The organism is Microbacterium sp. AC026, assembly GCF_979258475.1.
Genome location: NZ_OZ409857.1, coordinates 130,004 through 147,113, shown reverse-complemented (window position 1 = coordinate 147,113; position 17,110 = coordinate 130,004). Strand labels below are relative to the sequence as shown.

At 67.5% G+C, this 17,110-nt stretch carries 18 protein-coding genes and 1 pseudogene; 4 read left to right on the top strand and 15 right to left on the bottom strand.

Going from position 1 to position 17,110, the window contains the following annotated elements:
* Positions 1-25 precede the first annotated feature (25 nt).
* Genes dnaG through dusB form a run of 3 tightly spaced genes read right to left on the bottom strand, consistent with a single transcriptional unit; the run spans position 26 to position 4,426 of the window.
* A complete protein-coding gene (dnaG, locus tag ACZZ93_RS00730) occupies positions 26-1,891 on the bottom strand; it encodes a DNA primase (protein ID WP_463510280.1) in 1,866 nt (621 codons plus the stop codon).
* Positions 1,891-3,285 carry a deoxyguanosinetriphosphate triphosphohydrolase gene (locus ACZZ93_RS00725; protein ID WP_187249759.1) on the bottom strand — a complete coding sequence of 465 codons (1,395 nt, stop codon included), beginning with the start codon at positions 3,283-3,285 and terminating at the stop codon, positions 1,891-1,893. The genes dnaG and ACZZ93_RS00725 overlap by 1 nt, the downstream gene beginning before the upstream one ends.
* Entirely contained in the window at positions 3,275-4,426 is a 1,152-nt protein-coding gene (gene dusB, locus ACZZ93_RS00720) for a tRNA dihydrouridine synthase DusB (protein WP_463510279.1), read from the bottom strand. The genes ACZZ93_RS00725 and dusB overlap by 11 nt, the downstream gene beginning before the upstream one ends.
* Positions 4,427-4,485: 59 nt before the next feature.
* Between dusB and ACZZ93_RS00715 the strand changes: the two genes are divergently transcribed.
* Positions 4,486-4,980 carry a glutathione peroxidase gene (locus tag ACZZ93_RS00715; RefSeq protein WP_053096494.1) on the top strand — a complete coding sequence of 165 codons (495 nt, stop codon included), beginning with the start codon at positions 4,486-4,488 and terminating at the stop codon, positions 4,978-4,980.
* On the opposite strand, the gene ACZZ93_RS00710 is transcribed toward ACZZ93_RS00715, so the two are convergent.
* Positions 4,977-5,669, bottom strand: a complete 693-nt coding sequence (locus ACZZ93_RS00710) for a DsbA family oxidoreductase (RefSeq protein WP_053096496.1) — start codon at positions 5,667-5,669, stop codon at positions 4,977-4,979. The genes ACZZ93_RS00715 and ACZZ93_RS00710 overlap by 4 nt on opposite strands.
* A gap of 53 nt (positions 5,670-5,722) precedes the next feature.
* On the opposite strand from ACZZ93_RS00710, the gene ACZZ93_RS00705 reads away from it, so the two are divergent.
* A complete protein-coding gene (locus ACZZ93_RS00705) occupies positions 5,723-6,334 on the top strand; it encodes a P-loop NTPase family protein (protein ID WP_463510278.1) in 612 nt (203 codons plus the stop codon).
* On the opposite strand, the gene ACZZ93_RS00700 is transcribed toward ACZZ93_RS00705, so the two are convergent.
* Complete coding sequence (locus tag ACZZ93_RS00700) at positions 6,274-7,077, bottom strand: isoprenyl transferase (protein WP_463510277.1); 804 nt, start codon at positions 7,075-7,077, stop codon at positions 6,274-6,276. The two genes, ACZZ93_RS00705 and ACZZ93_RS00700, sit on opposite strands and share 61 nt — an antisense overlap.
* Positions 7,074-7,820 carry a DNA repair protein RecO gene (recO, locus tag ACZZ93_RS00695; RefSeq protein WP_053096502.1) on the bottom strand — a complete coding sequence of 249 codons (747 nt, stop codon included), beginning with the start codon at positions 7,818-7,820 and terminating at the stop codon, positions 7,074-7,076. Before recO ends, ACZZ93_RS00700 begins: the two co-directional genes overlap by 4 nt.
* A 34-nt stretch (positions 7,821-7,854) precedes the next feature.
* On the opposite strand from recO, the gene ACZZ93_RS00690 reads away from it, so the two are divergent.
* Positions 7,855-8,550, top strand: a complete 696-nt coding sequence (locus ACZZ93_RS00690) for a trimeric intracellular cation channel family protein (RefSeq protein WP_053096504.1) — start codon at positions 7,855-7,857, stop codon at positions 8,548-8,550.
* Positions 8,551-8,618: 68 nt separating this feature from the next.
* Here ACZZ93_RS00690 and leuA read toward each other — a convergent pair whose 3' ends face one another.
* Complete coding sequence (gene leuA / locus ACZZ93_RS00685; protein WP_053096506.1) at positions 8,619-10,373, bottom strand: 2-isopropylmalate synthase; 1,755 nt, start codon at positions 10,371-10,373, stop codon at positions 8,619-8,621.
* A 196-nt stretch (positions 10,374-10,569) separates the two neighbouring features.
* Between leuA and ACZZ93_RS00680 the strand changes: the two genes are divergently transcribed.
* Positions 10,570-11,208 (top strand): hypothetical protein, encoded by a 639-nt coding sequence (locus ACZZ93_RS00680; protein ID WP_463510276.1) that lies wholly within the window; start codon positions 10,570-10,572, stop codon positions 11,206-11,208.
* On the opposite strand, the gene ACZZ93_RS00675 is transcribed toward ACZZ93_RS00680, so the two are convergent.
* The 8 genes and pseudogenes from ACZZ93_RS00675 to ACZZ93_RS00640 form a co-directional block, all read right to left on the bottom strand.
* On the bottom strand, positions 11,205-11,486 hold the full coding sequence (locus ACZZ93_RS00675; protein WP_463510275.1) for a zinc-binding dehydrogenase: 282 nt from the start codon (positions 11,484-11,486) through the stop codon (positions 11,205-11,207). The two genes, ACZZ93_RS00680 and ACZZ93_RS00675, sit on opposite strands and share 4 nt — an antisense overlap.
* Before the next feature lie 29 nt (positions 11,487-11,515).
* Positions 11,516-12,154: a quinone oxidoreductase family protein gene (locus ACZZ93_RS00670; RefSeq protein ID WP_463510274.1), complete on the bottom strand. Its 639-nt coding sequence runs from the start codon at positions 12,152-12,154 to the stop codon at positions 11,516-11,518.
* A gap of 80 nt (positions 12,155-12,234) precedes the next feature.
* Complete coding sequence (gene era / locus ACZZ93_RS00665; RefSeq protein ID WP_463510273.1) at positions 12,235-13,131, bottom strand: GTPase Era; 897 nt, start codon at positions 13,129-13,131, stop codon at positions 12,235-12,237.
* On the bottom strand, positions 13,124-14,419 hold the full coding sequence (locus tag ACZZ93_RS00660) for a hemolysin family protein (RefSeq protein ID WP_053096513.1): 1,296 nt from the start codon (positions 14,417-14,419) through the stop codon (positions 13,124-13,126). The genes era and ACZZ93_RS00660 overlap by 8 nt, the downstream gene beginning before the upstream one ends.
* Complete coding sequence (gene ybeY, locus ACZZ93_RS00655) at positions 14,416-14,874, bottom strand: rRNA maturation RNase YbeY (protein WP_053096515.1); 459 nt, start codon at positions 14,872-14,874, stop codon at positions 14,416-14,418. The genes ACZZ93_RS00660 and ybeY overlap by 4 nt, the downstream gene beginning before the upstream one ends.
* 16 nt (positions 14,875-14,890) lie before the next feature.
* A pseudogene (locus ACZZ93_RS00650) lies at positions 14,891-15,915 on the bottom strand (PhoH family protein).
* A gap of 61 nt (positions 15,916-15,976) precedes the next feature.
* A complete protein-coding gene (locus ACZZ93_RS00645) occupies positions 15,977-16,324 on the bottom strand; it encodes an HIT domain-containing protein (RefSeq protein ID WP_053096519.1) in 348 nt (115 codons plus the stop codon).
* A 44-nt stretch (positions 16,325-16,368) separates the two neighbouring features.
* Entirely contained in the window at positions 16,369-17,097 is a 729-nt protein-coding gene (locus tag ACZZ93_RS00640; protein WP_053096520.1) for a 16S rRNA (uracil(1498)-N(3))-methyltransferase, read from the bottom strand.
* Between the last annotated feature and the right edge of the window lie 13 nt (positions 17,098-17,110).

Below are 17,110 nucleotides of genomic sequence, written 5' to 3'. Positions count from 1 at the left end.
GCCTTGCCGCGCCTGACAGCCGGCGTTACGACTCGGCGAACCGCTGACGCTCGACGTCGATGTCGCGAAGACGCATCCGCAGGGCGCGCCCGCCGTCCGAGTCCGCGGGAACCCGCTGCACGGCACCGAGGAGCTCCTGCTTCTCGTGCTCGAGGATGCGCATGATGAGCCGCTTGGCGAGATCGGTCGTCGAGGCGACGGCGCCGTCTTCGTTGCGAGCCGGGAACGGCGTCATCAGCAGCTCGCCCGCGAGCGATCGGTAGGGTTCGCGCACCGAGTTCACGGCATCCGTCACCCAACCGGCGCGGGTGCGGTCAGCCGCGGCCGCGACGGCCTCGCGCACGGCGTCGAGCCCCGGGGTGCGGAACGGAGCGCTGAGGGCGCGGGTGAGCAGCGCCTGATCGATCTGGTGACCGTACTGCAGGGCGCCCATCAGCGCGTCGCGTTCGACCGCGACATCCGCGGTTCGCGGCAGGCTCGCAAGAGTGACCGGAGCCATGCCCGGCGCCCCGGTGGCGGAGTCGATCGTGGTCTCGTGCCTGGCCGCCTCGTGCCGCGCGGACTGCGCTCCGCCACGTGCGGCACGTTCGACCTCGTTGCGCACCTCGGTGGGGTCCATGCCCAGCCTTCGCGCGAGCACCCGCTCGTATCCGGGTCGCAGCAGACGATCGCGAATCTCCGCCACGATCGGCGCTGCCGCGCGCAGCGCGCCCACCCGGCCCTCGACCGTCGAGAGGTCGAAGCCGCTGAGCTTCCTGTCGATCGCGAACTCGAACATCGGCTGCTTGGTCTCCATGAGGGAGCGCACGGCGGCATCACCGCGCTGCAGCCTGAGGTCGCACGGGTCGAGGCCGTCGGGCGCCACAGCCACGAACGTCTGCGCGTTGAAGCGATCGTCCTCGGTGAAGGCGCGAAGCGCAGCCTTCTGACCTGCCTCGTCGCCGTCGAAGGTGAAGACCACCTCTCCGGAGGCGTTGTCGTCGCCCATCACCCGGCGGAGCACCTTGATGTGATCGGTTCCGAACGCCGTGCCGCACGTCGCGATCGCGGTCGTGAGGCCGGCGAGGTGACACGCCATGACATCGGTGTACCCCTCGACCACCACGACCCTGCGAGGATCGCCCCGCGAGATGTCGCGCTTGGCGAGATCGAGGCCGTACAGGACCTGGGCCTTCTTGTAGATCGGCGTCTCAGGCGTGTTCAGGTACTTCGGCCCCTGGTCGTCGTCGAAGAGCTTGCGCGCACCGAACCCGATCGTCTGACCGGAGACGTCGCGGATCGGCCAGACGAGGCGGCCGCGGAAGCGGTCGTAGACGCCGCGCTGACCCGTCGACACCAGACCGGCAGCACTCAGTTCCTCGCGCGTGAACCCCTGAGCCGTGAGGGCTTTCAACATCTTGTCCCACCCGCGCGGCGCGAACCCCACGCCGAAGTGCGCGGCAGCGCCGGCGTCGAAGCCGCGCTCCCCGAGGAACCGGCGTCCCGCCTCCGCATCGGCGGTGAGCAACTGGCCGCGGAAGTACTCGGCGGCGGCGGTGTTGGCCGCATAGAGACGACTGCGTCCGCTCGTCTCCGGTGCCGACCCGCCGTCTTCATAGTGCAGCGCGTAGCCGAGGCGGCCGGCCAGTCGCTCTACGGCCTCGGTGAAGCTGACGTGGTCCATCTCGCGCAGGAACGAGTAGACGTCACCCGATTCACCGCATCCGAAGCAGTGGTAGTAGCCGACCTGGGGCCGCACGTGGAAGCTGGGGCTCTTCTCGTCATGGAACGGGCACAAGCCCTTCAGCGAACCCACTCCGGCGGACTTGAGTGCGACGCGCTCCCCGACGATGTCGGCGATGTTCGTGCGGGCCTTGACCTCGTCGACGTCGGCCTGGCGGATGCGGGGCATCAGCCGACCCCTTCGATGACCGCCTGACGCGGCGTGTGCTGACGAGCACCCGGTCGCGCATGTCTCGGAGTCCAGATCCCGACCTCTGCAGGGTCGATCTCGCCGACGAGCCTGTTGTGCCAGTCGATCGCGCTCTGATCGGTGAGGCTCGCGATCTGATCGACGATCACGCGGGCGCGTTCGGCGTCGCTCGTCGCCGCGAGGAAGTCCGCCGAGAAGGCGGGCTCGAGCACGTCCGCGCCGGCAGACCACAGCGCGTCGGTCGACCAGAGGGCATCGGCCAGACGCTTCAGCACCCGCCGCTGCTCTTTGTACACGCCCTTGCGGGCATCGATCGTGACGATCGCCTGCCCCATGATGCCCTTGAGCACGGCGATCTCAGCCTCGATCACCCGCGGCACCACGACGTGAGCGTTGTAGCGCACGAGAGCGGGGCCGGAGTATGCCTCACGCGTCGCCGACACGGCTGCTCTCGCGAAGCGGCCGATGAAGTCGCTCGTCAGGTTCTTGAGCCGGGCGAGGTCATGCCGTGATCGGTCGAAGGACTGCAGCCACATCGGCTGGGAGGCGAGTCGATACAGGGCATCGGCGAGGTCGTCGCGGGTGAAGTCGTACCCGACCCACTGCTGGATGCGGTCGATGAGCGCCTCATGCTGACGCGGATCGGACAGCTGCGCGACATCGACGTAGCCGTTGACGATCGCATCCTCGAAGTCGTGCACCGAATAGGCGATGTCATCGGACAGATCCATGATCTCCGCCTCGATGCAGCGTCGGCGTCCGGGGACTCCCTCGCGCAGCCACCGGAAGACCGCCTCGTCCTCGGGATACACGCCGAACTTGAGTCGACCTCCCGGGTCGGGCACGGGGCTGTCGGCGGTCCACGGGTACTTGCAGGTCGCGTCGAGGCTGGCTCGCGTCAGGTTGAGTCCGACAGAGCGCCCGTCGTCGTCGATCGCCTTGGCCTCGAGACGGCTCAGGATGCGCAGCGACTGCGCATTGCCTTCGAACCCGCCGATGGGCTCGGCCCACTCGTTGAGCGCACGCTCGCCGTTGTGCCCGAAGGGAGGGTGTCCGAGATCGTGACTGAGGCACGCGGTGTCGACCACATCGGCCGAGACTCCGAGTGCGGTGGCGAGTTCGCGTCCGACCTGGGCGACCTCGAGCGAGTGGGTCAGACGATTGCGGGCGAAATCGGCTGTGCTGGCCGGGCTGAGCACCTGGGTCTTCGCGGCCAGTCGACGCAGAGCCGCCGAGTGCAGCACGCGCGCACGGTCGCGGGCGAAGTCGTCTCGTTCGGATCGATGGGTCTCGGCGAAGAATCGCTCGGCATCGCGCGGGTCGTATCCGTCCGAGCGTCCGCGAGCCGGGTATGCCTGAGGATCAGCCGCCACTGTTCTCGATCTCCGCCCCTCGCATCATCTCTGAGGCCGACGCCGCGAGTTCCCGCGACTCCAGCCACTTGTCCGGCAGCGCCGGGCGTTTCGGGCGACCGGACCGACCGCGCTGTCCTTCGGCATCGGCGCCGGGGTACGGCGCCGAATGATCGAGCTGGCCGAGCAGCTCGTCGATCTCGGCGAGGCTGGATGCTGTCGCGAGCCCCGTCCGGATGTCGCCGCCGACCGGATAGCCCTTGAAGTACCACGCGACATGCTTGCGGACATCGCGGCATCCGCGGTCCTCATCCTCGAAGAACTCGACCAGCAGCTCGGCGTGGCGACGGAAGGCATCGGCCACGAACCCGAGGGTCGCGTCGACCGGATGCGATTCCGCGCCGAAGGCCGCCGCGAGCTCGCCGAAGAGCCAGGGACGACCGAGGCATCCACGTCCGACGACGACTCCGTCGCAGTCGGTCTGCTGCATCATGCGCACGGCGTCGTCGGCCGACCAGATGTCGCCGTTGCCGAGCACGGGGACGCTGGTGACGGCCTGCTTGAGCTCGCCGATCGCGTTCCAGTCCGCGAAGCCGGAGTAGAACTCGCTCGCCGTCCGCGCATGCAGCGCGATGGCCGAGACACCGGCGTCTTCGGCAGCGCGCCCGGCGTCGAGGAACGTGAGGTGGTCGGGATCGATGCCCTTGCGCATCTTGATGGTCAGGGGCACGTCGCCCGCCGCCTTGACCGCCTGGGTGACGATCTGCGAGAAGAGAGCTCTTCCACGGCAGCGCCGCTCCCCGCCCTTGCGCGTGACCTTGGGGACCGGGCATCCGAAGTTCAGGTCGATGTGGTCGGCGTGGTCTTCGGCGACGATGATGCGGACGGCCTCGGAGATCGTGTGCGGGTCGACGCCGTAGAGCTGGATCGACCGCGGAGTCTCGGACTCGTGGTGGCGGATGAGTCGCATCGTGGTCTCGTTGCGCTCGACCAGCGCGCGCGAGGTGATCATCTCGCTCACGTAGAGCCCCGCACCGTATTCGCGGCACAGCCTGCGGAACGCGGTGTTCGTGATACCCGCCATGGGTGCGAGGACGACCGGCACGTCGAGGGCGATCGGACCGATGTTGAGGGTGCGAGCTGAGGCGGTGGCGAGAGTCATGTCCCCTCCATTCTCCCAGACACGGAGCCGGTCTCGGCGCATCGACCTAAGCTGTGAATATGACCGATCCCGCAGTCCGTTCCATCCCCTTCACAGACGCCGACGGCAACGAGAAGACACTCGATGATCTGGGTGCCGATGTCGTCCTCGTGGTGAACGTCGCCTCGAAGTGCGGCCTCACTCCGCAGTACGAGCAGCTCGAGGAGCTGCAGCGCCTGTACGGCGACCGCGGGTTCAGCGTCGTCGGGTTCCCCTGCAACCAGTTCTTCGGGCAGGAGCCGGGATCGGTCGATCAGATCCTCGAGTTCTGCTCGACCACGTACGGTGTGACCTTCCCGATCAACGACAAGGTGAAGGTCAACGGCAAGAACGCCACCGATCTCTACAAGACGCTCAAGGAGACCCCGGATGCCGGCGGCAAGGCGGGTCGCGTCGAGTGGAACTTCGAGAAGTTCCTGGTGCTTCCCGACGGAGAGGTCGTCCGCTTCCGCCCGAAGCAGAAGCCGAACGACCCCGAGATCGTCGGCGCGATCGAAGCCGCGCTGACCCGCTAGACCGCGGCCGTCTCGGCTTCCGGCTCGGTCTCACCGCGCTTGGCCCAGAGGTCACGCAGGACGTTCTCGAACGCTGCGGGCGGCTGCGCTCCGCTGATGCCGTACTGACCGTCGATCACGAAGAACGGCACGCCCTGGATCCCATAGGCCTGGGCCTGCGCCTGGTCCTGGCGGACGTCGGCGAGGTGACGAGCGGACACCAGTGCTTCTCTCGTGTCGTCCGGGTTGAGTCCGACCTCGACCGCGAGTTCGACCAGGTCGTCGATACGGCCGACGTGCTTGCCCTCGGTGAAGTACGCGGACATGAGCCGCTCCTCCATCGCGTGCTGCACACCCTGCGCCTTCGCGAAGTGAAGGAGCTCGTGCGCCTTCACGGTGTTGGTGTGCTGAAGGAGGTCGAAGCGGTACGCGAGCCCGGCGTTCTCGGCGACTCCGGTGACGTGCGACAGCATCTGCTCGACCTGGTCGCGCGGCATCCCCTTGTGACCGGCGAGGAAGTCGATCTCATCTCCGTCGAAGTCGACCGGGGTGTCGGGCGAGAGCTCGAACGAATGGAAGGTGATGTTCACCTGCGGCGCGTCGTCGTCGCCGGAGACGGCTTCGAGACCCTTCTCGAGGTTGCGCTTGCCGATGTAGCACCACGGGCAGGCGATGTCGGACCAGATGTCGATCGAGATGGCTTCACTCACATTGACATCCAACCGTATGCACCTATGGGCTATTCCGTCGTTAGGATTCTCAGATGCTCTCCGCCGACGATCCGTTGCCGTTTCGGCCGGAGAGAGTGCTGATCGCCGGTGTCACAGGATCGGGCAAGACGACGCTCGCACGACGCATCGCAGACCTCTGGGATCTGCGTCACGTCGAGATCGACGGACTCTTCCACGGTGAGAACTGGACTCCACGGCCGTCCTTCCTCGACGACGTCCGCGCCTTCGCTGCGGAGGACCGCTGGGTCACCGAGTGGCAGTACACGAGCAAGGGAACCGATGAGATCCTCGCTCCTCGTGCGAAGGTCGTGATCTGGCTGGACTACCCGTATCGCGTGGTCCGGGCACGTCTGCTGCGGCGCACGCTCGGGCGCAGCATCCTGCGCACCCGCATGTGGAACGGCAACGTCGAGAAGCCGATCTGGCGGATGTTCTCGGGAGATCCCGAGGAGAACATCATCGCCTGGCAGACGCTAACGCTGCACAAGTGGACCGAGCGGATGCCCGGCGTCGTGAGCGAGCAGCCCCATCTTCTCATCGTCCGGCTGCGCCACCCGCGAGAGACGGAACGATGGCTGCGGTCTCAGGCGGAAGCGTCAGGGGTGTCGATCGCCCCGCCGAAACGACGATCGCGGGACAGGTAGACCCCGATCGCGCGCCAGAGCTCCTCGCGAGAGAAATCGGGCCAGAGCGTGTCGAGGAACACCATCTCGGCATAAGCCGCCTGCCAGAGCAGGAAGTTCGAGGTGCGCTGCTCGCCGGAGCTGCGCAGGAACAGGTCGACGTCGGGCATGTCCGGCACGTAGAGGTTGCGACGGATCATCTTCTCGGTGATCGCGTACGGTTTCACCCGTCCCGCCGCGACATCGGCGGCGATCGCGCGCATCGCGTCGACCAACTCGATACGCCCGCCGTAGTTCACGCACATGGTGAGGGTGAGCACGTCATTGTTCTTCGTGAGCTGCTCCGCGTACTGCAGCTCTTTGATCACGCTGCCCCACAGCCGGGGCTTGCGTCCAGCCCATCGCACGCGCACGCCCCACTCGTTGAGCTGATCACGTCGACGGTGCAGCACGTCGCGGTTGTACCCCATGAGAAAGCGCACCTCCTCGGGAGACCGGGCCCAGTTCTCAGTCGAGAACGCGTAGACGGAAAGATGCTTGACCCCTGTCTGGATCGCACCGGCGACGACGTCGAGGAGCACCTCCTCCCCCGCCTTGTGCCCCTCGACGCGGTTCAGTCCGCGGCGGTTCGCCCAGCGGCCGTTGCCGTCCATGACGATGGCGACGTGCTCGGGCACCGCTCGGAACGCCGGCGGGTGGACGCCCGTCCAGTCGAGCGGACGATAGGCGACGGCATCCTTGTGGGTGTAGGGCTTGGGGCTCACCGTGCTCCTTCTCGAGGGATGTCGGCCACGAGGTGGGCCAGCGAGCGGATGCCGCGCTCCAGGTGCCACTGCGCATAGGCAGCGACGAGGCCCGATGCCGCGGCATTGTCCGCGTGAGGCGCGGCATCGATCGCCTCCCACTCTCCGGTCATGAGGGATCGCAGCAGCGACAGGGTCTTCTCTGCCACCTTCGGACTTCCGGCCGGCGCGCAGTTCACGCATACGGCGCCTCCGAGCTGACCGACGAAGTGCGCGTGCGGGCCGGGGGCGGCGCATCGTGCGCAGTCGCCGAGAGACGGCGCCCATCCCGACAGCGCCATCACGCGCAGAAGGTAGGAGTCGAGGATGCTCCTGGGGGAATGCTCGCCCCGCGAGAGCGCACGCAGCCCGCCCACCAGCAGCAGGTACTGCTCGGGGGTCGCCTCGGAGTCGCTCAGCCGATCGGCGGTCTCGACCATCGCGTTCGCCGATGTGAACCGGTCGTAGTGGGCCGCGATGTCGGAACCGTAGGAGCCGAGCGATTCCGCCTGCTGCACGATGTCGAGCGAGCGTCCCTGATACAGCTGCACGTCGGCCACCATGAACGGTTCGAGGCGCGACCCGAACTTCGACGACGTGCGCCGGACGCCCTTGGCCACCGCACGGATCTTGCCGTGCTGACGCGACAGCATGGTGACGATGCGATCCGCCTCACCCAGCTTGTGGGTGCGCAGGATCACTGCTTCGTCTCGGTAGGTGGGCACCGTTCGATTATCCTCCGTGCGGGAGAATAGAGGCGTGACCGAACCGCTCTTCACCATTCCGCTCTGGGCGGACCTCCTCGGCGTCGGCCTCGGCGGCGTTCAGGGCGCGATGTTCGCGTCGGGGTTCCAGGGGCAGCGACGACTCGACTGGCTCGGCGTCGCGATCATCGGCATCATGATCGGCATGGGCGGCGGTCTCATCCGCGACATCCTGCTCGGTCAGACTCCGGCCACGCTGCAGAGCAACTGGTACCTGCTCACGGCCACCGGCGCCTCGCTGCTCGGGATGCTGCTCGCGGGACTCTTCAACCGTCTCAACACCGTCATCGTGGTGCTCGACGCCGTGGTGATCGGCATGTTCGGCGCGTTCGGCACGAGCAAGGCGATCGCCTTCGGCATCCCTCCCGTTCCCGCGGTGTTCATCGGCGTCTGCGCAGCGGTCGGCGGCGGCGTGCTGCGCGACATGCTGATGGGCCTGCCGACCTCGATCATGCATGTCGGCTCGCTCTACGCCGTCGCCGCCGGTGCCGGCTGCGTCTTCATCGCCACCGCGAACGGACTAGGGATGTCGATCACGCTCGCCGCCGTGCTCGGCATCGTCGTCACCGCGGTGATCCGAGTGCTCGCCGTGAGCTTCGACGTCTCGCTTCCGGAGCAACGTCGCCTGTATCGCCGCAAGGTCGCCGCGGAGACCGGAGTGATCCAGGTCGTCAAGCCGAGCCCTGAGTGACCGATCCTCGGCACGGGGCAGACGTAACGCCCCGCGGTCGATGACCGCGGGGGCGTTCTCGTCGACCGTCAGACCGCTGCCAGCTCCAGCTGGCGCGTGCGGATCGAGCGGTTGACGCCCGAGACGATCGCCTTGAGGGATGCCGTCGAGATGTCTCCGTCGATGCCGACGCCCCACAGGCGCTGATCGCCGACCTGCAGCTCGACGTACGCCGCAGCCTGCGCGTCGCCACCTGCACTGAGTGCGTGCTCGACGTAGTCGTAGAGAGTGATGTCGAAGCCCTGACCGCGCAGCACCTCGATGAACGCGGCGATCGGTCCGTTGCCGTTACCGGCGACGGACACCTGCTGATCGTCGTCGCGCAGTGTCACGTCGAGCACCACGTCACCCGACATGTCGCTGCGGGTCTGCGTCGAGAGCAGCTCGAACCGCCCCCACTTGGCCTCGGTGTCAGTGGCGGGCAGGTACTCGTCGTTGAAGATCGACCAGATCTGCTCGCTCGTGACCTCGCCGCCCTCGGCGTCGGTCTTGTTCTGGACGACGCCCGAGAACTCGATCTGCAGCTTGCGCGGCAGGTCGATCGCGTGGTCCGCCTTGAGCAGATAGGCGACGCCGCCCTTGCCGGACTGCGAGTTCACACGGATCACGGCCTCATAGGAGCGTCCGAGATCCTTCGGATCGACCGGCAGGTAGGGGACGGCCCATTCGATGTCGTCGACCGTGACGCCTTCAGCCTCGGCACGGGCAGCCATCGCCTCGAAGCCCTTCTTGATCGCATCCTGGTGCGACCCGCTGAACGCGGTGAAGACCAGGTCGCCCGCCCACGGCGACCGCTCGGGCACCGGCAGCTGGTTGCAGTACTCGACCGTGCGCTTGACCTGATCGATGTCGCTGAAGTCGATCTGCGGATCGATGCCCTGCGTGAAGAGGTTGATGCCCAGCGCCACGATGTCGACGTTTCCGGTGCGCTCGCCGTTGCCGAACAGGCAGCCCTCGATGCGGTCGGCCCCGGCCATGTAGCCGAGCTCGGCCGCCGCGATCGCCGTGCCACGGTCGTTGTGCGGGTGCAGCGACAGGATCACGTTCTCGCGGTGCGCCAGGTTGCGGCTCATCCACTCGATCGAGTCGGCGTAGACGTTCGGCGAGGCCATCTCGACGGTCGCCGGCAGGTTGACGATGACCTTGCGGTCGGGGGTGGGCTCGAAGACCTCAATCACCTGGTTGCAGACGTCGACGGCGAACTCGAGCTCGGTTCCCGTGTAGCTCTCGGGCGAGTACTCGTAGTAGACCTTCGTGTCGGGGATGGTCTTCTCGTACTGACGGCACAGCCGAGCACCCTCGAGCGCGATGTCGATGATGCCCTGCTTGTCAGTGCGGAAGACGACCTCGCGCTGCAGCACGCTGGTCGAGTTGTAGAGGTGCACGATCGCCTGCTTGGCCCCGGAGATCGACTCGTACGTGCGGGCGATCAGATGCTCGCGCGCCTGGGTCAGCACCTGGATGGTGACGTCATCCGGGATCAGGTTCTCTTCGATGAGCTGACGGACGAAGTCGAAATCGGTCTGGCTCGCCGAGGGGAATCCGACCTCGATCTCCTTGTACCCCATGCTGACGAGGAGTTCGAACATGACGCGCTTGCGCTCGGGCGACATCGGGTCGATGAGCGCCTGATTGCCGTCGCGGAGGTCGACTGCGCACCAACGGGGCGCCTCGGTGATGCGGGCGTCCGGCCAGGTGCGGTCGGGCAGGTTGACCGTGATCTGCTCGTGGTACGGCCGATACTTGTGGATCGGCATCGCAGACGGGCGCTGAGTGTTCTGCATGATGGGGCTTCTTCTCTTCGTCAGAATTGTGAACGGGCCAACACAAGCGCCGCGACGAGGAAGGCCCTAGCTTTAGGACTCGTCGCGGCAGCTAAGAAGAAGCAGACCGCCGAAAGGCATGCGGCCATGGTAGCAGGGATGCCGATCCGCTCCGAGCCGCCGTGAGACGATCACCCGTCACGAGACACTGTCAGGCATGAGCACATCGCGCAGCCGCATGCTTCTCGCCGCCGTCGCCGTCATCGGGATGTGCGGCCTCGCCGCCTGCTCGTCCGGTCCCGGCGGTGCATCCGCGCCGACGAGTTCGGCCTCACCGACCTGGGATGCCGCGAGCGTCCCACCGCCGGAAGGACGGGTGATCGGCACCGGCACGGTGCTCGATGTGGACGGTGAGCCTCGGCTCTGCCTCGGAATCGTCGCCGAGTCGTATCCACCGCAGTGCTCGGGCCTTCCCCTCGACGGCTGGACCTGGGACGGGGTAGACGGGAGCGAATCCAGCGGCGACACCACGTGGGGAACCTACGCGGTGTACGGAACCTTCGACGGCGAGCGATACGCGGTCACCGATCCTCCGATCATGCTCGCCCTGTACGACCCTGTCCGACCGGAGGATCCCACGGGCGGTGTCCCAGGCGCGAGCTCCGAGGCTGAGCTGGCGCAGGTGTCCGACGAGCTGTCGAATGCCGTGGGACGCGATGCGCTCACCCTGTGGACCGAACGCGGCTATGTCTGGATGCAGGTCGTGTGGGACGACGGGTCGGTGCAGAACGCGATGGATGCGGCGTACGGAGATGGGGTCGTGGTCGTGACCTCGGCGCTGCGCGAGATCGATTAGGACGACGGGATCAGAGCGAGCTTTCCGCCGGGGTGCCCTTCGGCGAGCAGAGCGAGTGCCGCCGGAGCCTCCTCCAGGGCGAACGTCCGCGCCACGGGAACGATCAGATCTCCGTTCTGAGCGAGAGCGATCAGTTCCCCGCGCACCTCGTCCCGGAATCGGGCGCTGACGGGCATCGAACCGGCGATCACCCGGATGCCGTCGGAGGCGGCCCTGCCCATCGCTGCGATCGTGACGATGCGCTGGCGGTCTGCGACCAGCTCGAGGGACACGTCCACGGCCTCGTCCGTGCCCACCGCGTCGAGGGCTACCGAGACGCCCGCCTCGCCCGCGGCCCCCGGACCCGATCCGCCAGGCCGGCCCCGTATCGCACGGGGACTCCCCCGAGACGACGGACGACGTCGAACCGCTCGGCGCTCGCGGTGCCGATCACTCGGATCCCCCGCAGCGCGGCCTGCTGCAGCACGCTCACTCCCACCGCTCCGGACGCGCCGTGCAGGAGGATCGTCTCCCCCGGTGCCGCGCCGGTCACCCAGAGCATCTCAGCGGCCGTGGTGCCGGCGAGCAGCAGATTCGCGGCTTCCGCGTGCGTGAGTGTGGTCGGCTTCGCGAAGGCCTTCTCGGCAGGCACGGTCAGCTCGGTCGCGTATCCCCCGCGCACGCGGAAGGCGACGACCTCGTCCCCTTCTTTCGCCTCCCCCGAGCCGATCCGCGTGTCGGGTCCGATCGCGCTGATCGTGCCCGAGACCTCGTAGCCGATCGGCACAGGCAGCTGCACGCCCTGGTGAGCAGACGCGACGTGCTTGGCGTCCGCGGGATTCACCCCGGCGGCCTGCACGCGGATCGTCACCTCACCGCGGCCGGGAGACGGCACCTCGTAGTCGACGAACTCCCATGTCTCAGGCGCGCCCCACGACGATGCGATCCAGTGCTGTGCGAGTGTCATATCGCGACCCGACCCCTGCGGGAGAGTCCTGCGGCCGTGCCGCTGGAGCGCCGGATCCTCGCCGCCTCTCGTGTCGAGGGTCAGAAGCCGAGGCGGCCGAGCTGCTTCGGGTCGCGCTGCCATTCCTTCGCGACCTTCACATGGAGGCCCAGGAACACCCTCGTGCCGAGAAGCTCTTCGATCCCGACACGGGCCCGACGTCCGACATCGGCCAGACGCTTGCCCTTGTGGCCGATGATGATCGCCTTCTGGCTGTCACGCTCCACAACGATGGATGCATGCACATCGGTCAGGTCGGTTCCCTCACGCGGGGCGATGTCGTCGATCACGACCGCGATCGAGTGGGGAAGCTCGTCGCGGACCCCGTCGAGCGCGGCCTCGCGGATCATCTCGGCGATCCGGTCCTCTTCCGACTCATCGGTCGTGACACCCTCGCCGTACAGAGCCGGTCCCGCGGGCATCAGTGCGAGCACCTCGTCGGCGAGCACCTCCAGCTGGTCGTTCGTGAGCGCGGAGATCGGGATCACCGCGTCCCAGTCCTCGCGCAGCGCGTCGACCTCCATCAGTCGCTCGGTGATCTGGTCGCGACTGGCCGCGTCCGTCTTCGTGACGATGGCGATCTTCTTGGCACGACGGTATCCGTCGAGGGACGTCGCGATGCGGCGGTCGCCGGGCCCGACCTTCTCGGTCGCCGGCACGCAGAAGCCGATCACGTCGACGTCGCCGAGCACCTGTTCGACGAGGTCGTTCAGGCGCTCGCCGAGGAGCGTACGGGGCTTGTGGATGCCGGGGGTGTCGACGATGACGAGCTGCCCCTGCGGACGGTTCACGATCCCGCGGATCGCCCGCCGCGTCGTCTGCGGCTTCTCACTGGTGATCGCGATCTTCTCGCCCACCAGCGCATTCGTGAGAGTGGACTTCCCGACGTTCGGTCGTCCCACGAAGGTCACGAACCCGCTCCGCGTCTGCTCAGTCATCGTTTCCGTCTCTCTCATCTGCGGCATGACCCGCGTCGTCTGCCGCTCGTTCCACGAAGACGGTCGCGATCCCGCGCCCTCGTCCTCGAGACGCGCCGCCGGTGAGGGTCAATCCCTCGACCGTCGCTGTGGATCCCGGTTGCGGGACCTGTCCGAGTGCCTTGCCCAGCAGACCGCCGATGGAATCGACGTCCTCGTCCTCGAGCTCGAGGCCGAACAGATCGCCGACGTCCTCGAGCGAGAGTCGGGAGCTCACGCGATAGCGTCCGTCGCCGAGTTCGACGACCTCTGCCGATACCTGATCGTACTCGTCGGAGATCTCGCCCACGAGTTCCTCGATGAGGTCCTCCAGGGTCACGAGCCCCGAGATGCCGCCGTGCTCGTCGATCACGAGGCACACGTGCACGGCATCCCGCTTCATCTGCTGCAGGAGGGTCTCGGCGCGCATGGACTCCGGCACGAAGGTCGCGGGTCGCGAGATCGGACGGATGGATGCGGTTCGCCAGGCGTTCTCGTCGCGGAAGGCGAACAGCACCAGGTCCTTCAGATAGAGCACTCCGACCACGTCATCGGCGTCGTCGTCGACCACAGGCATTCGGGAGACGCCCCGCTGCAGGAACAGCGTCATCGCCTCGCTCGTGGTCGCCGTCGCATCGACCGTCACCATCTCGGTGCGCGGCACCATCACCGCACGCACGAACTGGTCGGTGAAGTCGAATACGGAGTGGATGAGGTCGCGGTCGTCAGCCTCGATCAGATCGTTCGAGGCGGCCTCGTCGACCATGCTCAGCAGCTGCTCCTCGGACGTGAACGAGCTGCGTCCCCGCCCGGGGGTCACCCGGTTGCCGAGCACCACGAGTCCGTGAGCGAGTGGGCCCAGGATGATGCGCAGCCCGCGGACGATGCGTGCGTTGGCCCGGAGCATGCCCTCGGCGTGGTGCCGCCCGAAGGATCGAGGGCTCGCCCCCACCAGCACGAAGCTGATACCCGTCATGAGCAGCGCTGCGGCCAGCATCGCCCACCAGATGTTGTCGAACAGGATGCTGAACGCCACCGTGACGAGCACCGCGGCCGCCGTCTCGGCGAGCACGCGGATGAATGCGACGGCGTTGACGTGTGCGTCAGGGTCGGCGGCGATGCGCACCAGCTGGGGGCCGTTGCGCCCCTCCGCGCCCATCTCCTCGATGTCCGACCGGGACGTGACGCCGAAGGCGGCGTCGATCGCCGCCATCAGGCCGCCGAAGGCGACGAGCAGGACAGCGCCTGCGAGCAGGAGGGCCGCGGTCATCGTCGACGTTCAGCCGCGGCGAAGCCCTGGATGAGCTCCTTCTGCAGTCCGAACATCTCGCGCTCCTCGTCGGGCTCGGCGTGATCGAAGCCGAGGAGGTGCAGCAGACCGTGGGTGGTGAGCAGGATCAGCTCGTCCATCAGGGTGTGGCCGGCGGCCTGGGCCTGCGCCTCGGCGACCTGAGGACACAGCACGATGTCTCCCAGCAGCCCCGGGGCCGTGGGGCGATCCTCGGTGCCCGGGCGCAGCTCGTCCATCGGGAAGCTGAGCACGTCGGTCGGACCGGGCTCATCCATCCACTGCACGTGGAGGGCCTCCATGGCAGCCTCGTCGACGAGCACGATCGCGACCTCGGCGTCCGGGCTGACATGCATCTGCGCGAGGTTGAAGTCGGTCAGGCGCTGCAGCACGGTCTCGTCGACGTCGATGGCCGACTCGTTGTTGATCTCGATCATGGCTGTGCTCGTTTCATCAGGAGAGGCCTCGTTTCGGCATCCGGTCTCGGGGTCCTGGTCGCTGTGCGCCCCGCCGGTCGGCACGGTTGGCGAACTCCGCCGCCTGCTCGCGCTCGTAGCGCTGGGCGGTGCGCCGCTCGTCATACTCGCTGTAGGCGTCGACGATCCGTCCGACCAGCGAGTGACGCACCACGTCGTCGCTCGTGAGCCGCGCGAAATGGATGTCGTCGATGCCGTCGAGCACGCGGGTGACGAGCCGGAGTCCCGAGGATCCCTGCGGGAGATCGACCTGGGTGATGTCACCGGTGACGACCATCTTCGACCCGAAGCCGAGACGCGTGAGGAACATCTTCATCTGCTCGGGAGTCGTGTTCTGCGCTTCGTCGAGCACCACGAACGAGTCGTTGAGCGTGCGGCCGCGCATGTAGGCGAGAGGGCGACCTCGATCGTGCCCGTCGCCATCAGACGAGGGACGATCTCGGGGTCCATCATCTCGTTCAGCGCGTCATAGAGCGGGCGGAGGTACGGGTCGATCTTGTCGGTGAGCGTGCCGGGCAGGAATCCGAGCCGCTCTCCGGCCTCGACCGCGGGGCGGGTGAGGATGATGCGGGTGACCTCTTTGCGCTGCAGGGCCTGGACAGCCTTGGCCATCGCGAGGTAGGTCTTTCCGGTACCCGCCGGGCCGATGCCGAAGACGATCGTGTTCTCCTCGATCGCGTCGACGTACTCCTTCTGCCCCAGCGTCTTGGGACGGATGACCTTGCCCCTGGTCGACAGGATCGCCTCTCCGAGCACCTCGCTCGGGCGAGGGCCGCCGTCGTTGCGCAGCAGGCGGGCCGAGCTCGTCACGTCGCTCGGGGCGAGGTCGTGGCCTGCCTTGGTCATGGTCATCAGCTCGTCGACCAGGGTCTTCGCCTTCGCGACGGCCTCCGGCGCGCCGGTGAGCGTGATCTCGTTGCCGCGCACGAGCACCTGGACGTCGCGGTGCTCCTTCTCGAGCATCCGGAGCAGTCGATCCTGCGGACCGAGCAGCTGCACCATGGCGACGCCGTCGGCGTAGATCTTCTCGACGGCGGTGTCGGATGCGGTCAGGTCGTTTTCGTCAGAAGCCAACGAGCTTGCTCTCCTCGATGTTGCCGAGCACATGGGCGTGCACGTGGAAGACGGACTGGGCGGCGCTGGCGCCGTTGTTGAAGATGAGGCGGTATTCGCCGTTCGCATGCTCGGAGGCGAGCTGCTTCGCAGCCGCGACGATCTCCGCGAGCAGACCGGGGTCGCCCTCGGCGAGCTCCGTGACGTCGCGGTAGTCCTCGGTCTTGGGGATCACGAGCGCGTGCAGCGGTGCCTGCGGGTTGATGTCCCGGATCGCGAACACGCGGCCGGTGTCGAGCAGGATCTCACCCGGGATGTCGCCGTTGAGGATGCGCGTGAAGATCGAGGGCTCGGACATGCTCCCAGTCTACTGACCGCAGCACTGCCGGGTCCGTAGCCTGATCACCAGCGGCTGAGTGCGACCGACAGCACGGCGATCGCAGCCGGGCCCGCCGTGGACGTACGCAGCACGGTGTCTCCGAGCAGCACACGCTCGGCGCCGGCGTCCGACAGCTTCGAGAGCTCGTCGTCGGAGATACCACCCTCGGGCCCGACGACGAGGACGATGTCCCTGCCGTCCGGCTCGAGCTCGGACAACCGCACGGGGGCGGTCGGGTCGAGAAGCAGCACCCGCTGAGATGCGGCGCGTCTCGCGAGGTCGGCGGTCGACGCCGGAGGCGCCACCTCCGGGACCCACGCCCGGTGAGCCTGCTTCGCCGCCTCGCGGACGATCGTCGCCCACCGCTCGCGCCCCTTGACGGCCTTGGGACCATCCCATCGGGATACGCTTCGACTCGCCTGCCACGGCACGATCTCATCGACGCCGAGCTCGCATGCCGCCTGCACGGCGAGCTCGTCGCGATCGCCCTTCGCGAGAGCCTGCACGAGCACGATGCGAGGGCTGGGCGCGGGGTCGACCGATCGCTCGGCCACGCGCACGTCGACGCGGGACGGAGACACCTCTTCGGCGACGCCGGTCAGCCACACCCCCGAGCCGTCGCCGACCGTCACCGCCTCGCCGACGCGGAGCCGTCGGACGACGGCGGCGTGCTTCGCCTCGGCGCCGGTGAGCGACACGAGGTCGCCGACCGCTGCATCCGAGGAGTTCTCGACGAGGAAGTGGAGTGCCATGAGCGCCGTCCGT

Bases quoted from the DNA above. Each gene is read 5' to 3' on its own strand.
- ACZZ93_RS00670 (WP_463510274.1), bottom strand. From the start codon at position 12,154: ATGACACTCGCACAGCACTGGATCGCATCGTCGTGGGGCGCGCCTGAG.
- ACZZ93_RS00715 (WP_053096494.1), top strand. From the start codon at position 4,486: ATGACCGATCCCGCAGTCCGTTCCATCCCCTTCACAGACGCCGACGGC.
- ACZZ93_RS00705 (WP_463510278.1), top strand. From the start codon at position 5,723: ATGCTCTCCGCCGACGATCCGTTGCCGTTTCGGCCGGAGAGAGTGCTG.
- leuA (WP_053096506.1), bottom strand. From the start codon at position 10,373: ATGCAGAACACTCAGCGCCCGTCTGCGATGCCGATCCACAAGTATCGG.
- ybeY (WP_053096515.1), bottom strand. From the start codon at position 14,874: ATGATCGAGATCAACAACGAGTCGGCCATCGACGTCGACGAGACCGTG.
- ACZZ93_RS00680 (WP_463510276.1), top strand. From the start codon at position 10,570: ATGAGCACATCGCGCAGCCGCATGCTTCTCGCCGCCGTCGCCGTCATC.
- era (WP_463510273.1), bottom strand. From the start codon at position 13,131: ATGACTGAGCAGACGCGGAGCGGGTTCGTGACCTTCGTGGGACGACCG.
- dnaG (WP_463510280.1), bottom strand. From the start codon at position 1,891: ATGCCCCGCATCCGCCAGGCCGACGTCGACGAGGTCAAGGCCCGCACG.
- ACZZ93_RS00645 (WP_053096519.1), bottom strand. From the start codon at position 16,324: ATGTCCGAGCCCTCGATCTTCACGCGCATCCTCAACGGCGACATCCCG.
- dusB (WP_463510279.1), bottom strand. From the start codon at position 4,426: ATGACTCTCGCCACCGCCTCAGCTCGCACCCTCAACATCGGTCCGATC.
- ACZZ93_RS00640 (WP_053096520.1), bottom strand. From the start codon at position 17,097: ATGGCACTCCACTTCCTCGTCGAGAACTCCTCGGATGCAGCGGTCGGC.
- ACZZ93_RS00660 (WP_053096513.1), bottom strand. From the start codon at position 14,419: ATGACCGCGGCCCTCCTGCTCGCAGGCGCTGTCCTGCTCGTCGCCTTC.